Genomic DNA, 5,598 nt, shown 5'->3' on the forward strand with positions numbered 1-5,598 from the left:
TCGCCGATGGCTTGCACTATGCGTGTGTAAATGGGTAAACTCTTAATATAGATTTCTTTAGGCGGAGGAGAACGTTGGATGTCATTAGCAGGAGCGACTAAACTTACATGCGGCTCATATGAATTGGATTACAGCAAGAAAACCTTAATTATGGGGATTTTGAATGTTACGCCTGACTCTTTCTCGGATGGCGGGAAATATAATCGGGTAGATGCTGCTTTGAAGCATGCGGAACGGATGGTGAAAGACGGTGCGGATATTCTCGACATAGGCGGTGAGTCGACCCGCCCTAATTATGAGAGGATATCGGATGATCAGGAGATAGAAAGGGTCGCTCCGATCATCGAGGCGATTTCCCGGAACATAGAAATTCCGATATCGATTGATACCTATAAATCAAAGGTGGCCAAGGAAGCTGTTAAGGCAGGGGCCCATATATTAAACGACATTTGGGGAGGCAAAGCCGATTCCTTGATGGCAAAAGTTGCAGCGGAATTTGGTGTGCCGATTATTTTGATGCATAATAGGGATAATATGGATTATGGTCATTTCATTCGCGATGTCTTTGAGGACTTATTCGAAAGCGTCATGATCGTAAAGCAGGCTGGCGTCAAGGAAGAAAACATCATCCTCGATCCAGGCATAGGCTTTGCAAAAGACTTGAAGTTTAATTTGGAAATGATGCGGAATCTTGATAAGCTTGTAGCAATAGGCTACCCAGTCTTGCTTGCAACATCGAGAAAGTCCATGATCGGGCATGTTCTGGATTTGCCTCCAGGTGAGCGAATGGAAGGAACCGCCGCTACAATCTGCCATGGAATTCAGCAGGGCTGCCAAATGGTTCGGGTGCATGATGTAAAGGAAATGGCGCGAACTGCAAAGATGATGGATGCGCTTTTAGGAAAAGGTGAATGAAATGGATAAGATATTTGTGAATAAAATGGAGTTTTATGGGTATCACGGAGTATTTCCAGAAGAAACGAAGCTTGGTCAGCGGTTTAAAGTCGACCTTACAGTCGAAACCGATTTAGCCAAGGCGGGGAAGAGTGACGACCTAAAGGACTCGATTAACTACGGCGAATTATATGAATTGTGTAAAGGCGTTGTAGAAGGGAAACCTTATAAGTTAGTGGAGGCGGTTGCTGAAAAGATCGCTTCCGAACTTCTTCGCGGATATCCTTCAATTGATAGCTGCACGGTCAAGGTATATAAACCTGATCCTCCTATAGCGGGGCATTATGACTCGGTAGCTATAGAGATTGTAAGAGGACGCTAATTATGGTGAATATTGCTTACCTTTCAATTGGATCGAACTTGGGCGACCGACTCGATATTTTCCGCAAGGCCTTCCAATTACTGACTGAGAATCCGCATATCATGTTGGTTGCAACTTCTTCATTTTATGAAACGGATCCGGTAGGATATGCCGATCAGGACTGTTTTTTAAATGCTGTGCTAAAGGTGGAAACCGACTTGCATCCCGAGGAATTGCTTCACGTTTGTATGCAAATCGAGCAAGCGTTAGGAAGAAAAAGGGAAATAAGGTGGGGTCCCCGTACTTTGGACCTTGACATTTTGTTATATAATCATGAAAATATTGAGACAGAGATTCTTTCGGTCCCGCACCCTCGTATGCACGAGAGGGCGTTTGTTATCGTGCCTTTAATGGAAGTGGACCCTGATATAAGGCTTCCGCACATGCACGCACCTTTGAGTGACTTGCTTGAACAGATTCCGGATAAAGAAGGAGTTCGATTATGGAAGGTGAAAAATGGGGAAGGCGCATTCGCGCTTTTCGAAAGTTAAAGGGTTATACACAGGAAGGCTTTGCGAAAGAAGTAGGAGTTTCCGTTTCCTTGCTTGGTGAAGTTGAAAGAGGGAATCGCAACCCTTCAGAAGCATTTTTAATGGAAGTGGCTGATATCCTTCATGTGTCCATTGAGGAGCTTCAACCACCTGAGGATAAATGAACGGTTGTTATAGGAGGTCACACGTGTTAAAAATAGGCGATATAGAAATGAAGAATCCGGTAGTGCTGGCACCGATGGCAGGAGTCTGCAACTCGGCATTCCGCTTGACCGTCAAGGAGTTTGGCGCTGGTCTGGTTTGTGCGGAGATGGTCAGTGACAAAGGCATCGTGCTTCAAAATGCCAAAACGATGAATATGCTTTATATAGATGAAAGGGAGAAGCCGTTAAGCTTGCAAATCTTTGGCGGTGAAAAGAAATCCTTGGTCGAAGCTGCTCAATTCGTAGATAAGAATACAAATGCCGACATCATTGATATCAATATGGGCTGCCCTGTCCCGAAAATCACGAAATGTGATGCAGGGGCGAAATGGCTTCTTGATCCGAATAAAATTTATGAGATGGTTTCCGCAGTTGTTGATGCTGTCGACAAGCCGGTAACCGTGAAAATGCGCATTGGCTGGGATGAAGAGCATGTATTTGCGATTGAAAATGCTCAGGCAGTTGAACGGGCGGGCGGTAAAGCCGTTTCCATGCATGGGAGAACCCGGGTTCAAATGTATGAAGGTAAAGCTAACTGGGACATCATTCGTGAAGTGAAGAAATCCATCAATATTCCCCTTATCGGGAATGGAGATGTGGAAACGCCACAGGATGCCGAACGCATGTTGAAGGAAACCGGAGTCGACGGGGTCATGATCGGCCGTGCAGCTCTAGGCAACCCATGGATGATATACCGGACCGTTAAGTATTTGGAATCGGGACAATTGATGGAAGAACCTACAGTTCGAGAAAAGATGGATGTGTGTGTCCTTCACATGGATCGTCTGATTGCATTGAAAAATGAGTACGTCGCCGTTCGTGAAATGCGCAAGCATGCTTCTTGGTACCTAAAAGGTGTGAAGGGGAATGCCAAGGCGCGTAAAGGGATTAACGATTGTGAAACGAGAGAAGATGTCGTGAGACTCCTTTATGGGATGGTCGATGAGATCGAAGCGAAGGAAATGAACATCCAAATGGTCTGATGTTGACTTCGCCTTCCTGTTTTCCTATAATACGCATATCTTAAACTGCCAGTAAATCTGGCAGTTTTTATATATACATAAAGAATTTTTTAAGATAAAAAGCTGTTGAATTCCTGGACTTTATGTAAGAATAAATACGTATGCAAAATAAATTTTGATTAATTATATAAAGCTTTTATTAATAAAGATGGAGATGATTTTCGTGAGTCATGAAGAATTGAATGATCAATTGCAAGTAAGGCGCGATAAAATGCAGGCAATGATTGATAACGGACAGGATCCTTTCGGGAGCAGATTCGAGCGCACTCATAGCGCCCAGGATTTAGTTCGTGCTTATGGAGAATTGGAAAAAGAAGATCTTGAGCAAAAAGAAATCGAGGTTACCATCGCCGGTCGCGTCATGACCAAGCGTGGGAAAGGGAAAGCGGGATTTGCCCATATCCAGGATATTAGCGGCCAAATCCAAATCTACGTTCGTTTAGATAATATAGGTGAAGAATCCTACCAGATTTTTAACCAAACGGACCTTGGCGATATCGTAGGGGTCACTGGCGTGATTTTCAAGACGAAGGTTGGAGAGCTTTCCATTAAAGCGAATGACTATGTATTTCTTTCTAAAGCGCTTCGTCCGCTACCTGATAAATTCCATGGTCTTAAGGATGTGGAAGAACGCTATCGGAAACGTTATGTTGACCTGATCACGAATGAGGAAAGTAAGAACACTTTGATCATGCGCAGCCGTATTGTGCAAGCGATGAGACGATATTTGGATGATCAAGGGTACCTGGAAGTGGAAACGCCGCTATTGCACTCCGTTGCTGGCGGAGCTGCCGCACGTCCTTTCCTTACTCACCATAACGCTTTGGATATGCCTTTGAATTTAAGGATAGCCATCGAGCTTCATCTGAAACGACTGATCGTCGGCGGATTAGAAAAGGTTTATGAGATTGGCCGGGTTTTCCGCAATGAAGGAGTATCAACAAGACATAATCCGGAATTCACCTTGATTGAGTTATACGAGGCCTATGCCGATTATAAGGATATCATGAGTTTAACTGAAAACTTGATCGCACATATAGCTCAAGAGGTTTTGGGGACGACTACCATTCAATACGGGGAATATGAGATCGAGTTAAAGCCGGAGTGGAAACGACTCCACATGGTCGACGCTGTAAAGGAATATACGGGTGTGGACTTCTGGGCTCACATGAGTAAAGAAGAAGCGCAACGGCTTGCCAAAGAGAACGGAATCGAAATTAAGGACTCCATGGAGTTTGGTCATATCGTGAATGAGTTCTTCGAGCAGAAAGTGGAAGATAAGTTGATTCAGCCTACTTTCATTTACGGACATCCGGTGGAAATTTCGCCATTGGCAAAGAAAAATCCGGAAGATGCCCGTTTCACCGATCGGTTTGAGCTATTCATAGTGGGCAGGGAGCATGCAAATGCCTTCACGGAACTTAATGACCCAATCGATCAACGTCAACGCTTTGAATCTCAATTGAAAGAACGCGAGCAAGGCAATGACGAAGCTCATGAAATGGACGAGGATTTCTTGGAAGCATTAGAATACGGAATGCCGCCAACTGGCGGATTGGGAATTGGTGTTGACCGTCTGGTTATGTTATTGACCAATTCACCTTCCATACGTGATGTTCTGTTATTCCCATTAATGAGACACCGCTAATAAGCAAGATGAAGCGATGATTACAGGACCGGATTCGGAATGCTGGAATCGATTGGGTGCAGCCCATGGATTCCAGCAAACGAGTTCGGTTTTTGTTTTTTAATTATAGTTTCGTATCATTTAATTGATTCGATTTCCAGGGTGAAAAGAAAAACATTATTATTTCGAAAAAACTTAATAAAAGGTATTGCGCAGTTAACGTAATGGTGTTATATTTATATCTGTCCTTACGAACGAGTTACAAACAAATGACAAACTTTAAAAAAGTTTTAAAAAGTTGTTGACTTGTAGTAATGAAAAATGTTATTATAAATAAGCTGTTTCGAAAGACATTGCTCTTTGAAAACTGAACAAAACAAAGCGCCAACGTTAAATTTTAAGTGAGCACACACTATTAAAAAAGCAAATGAGCAAGTCAAACATTTCTTCGGAGAGTTTGATCCTGGCTCAGGACGAACGCTGGCGGCGTGCCTAATACATGCAAGTCGAGCGAATCGACGGGAGCTTGCTCCTTGAGATTAGCGGCGGACGGGTGAGTAACACGTGGGCAACCTGCCTATAAGACTGGGATAACTTCGGGAAACCGGAGCTAATACCGGATACGTTCTTTTCTCGCATGAGAGAAGATGGAAAGACGGTTTACGCTGTCACTTATAGATGGGCCCGCGGCGCATTAGCTAGTTGGTGAGGTAATGGCTCACCAAGGCGACGATGCGTAGCCGACCTGAGAGGGTGATCGGCCACACTGGGACTGAGACACGGCCCAGACTCCTACGGGAGGCAGCAGTAGGGAATCTTCCGCAATGGACGAAAGTCTGACGGAGCAACGCCGCGTGAACGAAGAAGGCCTTCGGGTCGTAAAGTTCTGTTGTTAGGGAAGAACAAGTACCAGAGTAACTGCTGGTACCTTGACGGTACC

At 44.4% G+C, this 5,598-nt stretch carries 6 protein-coding genes and 1 rRNA gene; all 7 read left to right on the top strand.

Going from position 1 to position 5,598, the window contains the following annotated elements; all coding sequences use genetic code 11:
* The first annotated feature begins 78 nt into the window (after nucleotides 1–78).
* The gene (gene folP, locus CVN76_RS23730; RefSeq protein WP_100533285.1) at nucleotides 79–915 is read left to right on the top strand and encodes a dihydropteroate synthase; all 837 of its coding nucleotides are present in this window, start codon (nucleotides 79–81) and stop codon (nucleotides 913–915) included.
* A gap of 1 nt (nucleotide 916) precedes the next feature.
* A complete protein-coding gene (gene folB / locus CVN76_RS23735; protein WP_100533286.1) occupies nucleotides 917–1,276 on the top strand; it encodes a dihydroneopterin aldolase in 360 nt (119 codons plus the stop codon).
* A 2-nt stretch (nucleotides 1,277–1,278) separates the two neighbouring features.
* A complete protein-coding gene (gene folK, locus CVN76_RS23740; protein ID WP_100533287.1) occupies nucleotides 1,279–1,806 on the top strand; it encodes a 2-amino-4-hydroxy-6-hydroxymethyldihydropteridine diphosphokinase in 528 nt (175 codons plus the stop codon).
* Nucleotides 1,758–1,970 (top strand): helix-turn-helix domain-containing protein, encoded by a 213-nt coding sequence (locus tag CVN76_RS23745; protein ID WP_061144004.1) that lies wholly within the window; start codon nucleotides 1,758–1,760, stop codon nucleotides 1,968–1,970. Before folK ends, CVN76_RS23745 begins: the two co-directional genes overlap by 49 nt.
* Before the next feature lie 23 nt (nucleotides 1,971–1,993).
* Entirely contained in the window at nucleotides 1,994–2,992 is a 999-nt protein-coding gene (gene dusB / locus CVN76_RS23750; RefSeq protein ID WP_100533288.1) for a tRNA dihydrouridine synthase DusB, read from the top strand.
* Between the two features lie 187 nt (nucleotides 2,993–3,179).
* Nucleotides 3,180–4,679, top strand: coding sequence for a lysine--tRNA ligase (gene lysS, locus CVN76_RS23755; protein WP_198512631.1), 1,500 nt, complete (start codon nucleotides 3,180–3,182; stop codon nucleotides 4,677–4,679).
* A 424-nt stretch (nucleotides 4,680–5,103) separates the two neighbouring features.
* A 16S ribosomal RNA gene (locus CVN76_RS23760) occupies nucleotides 5,104–5,598 on the top strand; the annotation flags it as partial.

Source organism: Bacillus sp. mrc49, assembly GCF_002803435.1.

Excerpts from the sequence above, each read along its gene's own strand:
- CVN76_RS23745 (WP_061144004.1), top strand. The coding sequence starts at position 1,758 with ATGGAAGGTGAAAAATGGGGAAGGCGCATTCGCGCTTTTCGAAAGTTA.
- lysS (WP_198512631.1), top strand. The coding sequence starts at position 3,180 with ATGGAGATGATTTTCGTGAGTCATGAAGAATTGAATGATCAATTGCAA.
- folK (WP_100533287.1), top strand. The coding sequence starts at position 1,279 with ATGGTGAATATTGCTTACCTTTCAATTGGATCGAACTTGGGCGACCGA.
- folB (WP_100533286.1), top strand. The coding sequence starts at position 917 with ATGGATAAGATATTTGTGAATAAAATGGAGTTTTATGGGTATCACGGA.
- folP (WP_100533285.1), top strand. The coding sequence starts at position 79 with ATGTCATTAGCAGGAGCGACTAAACTTACATGCGGCTCATATGAATTG.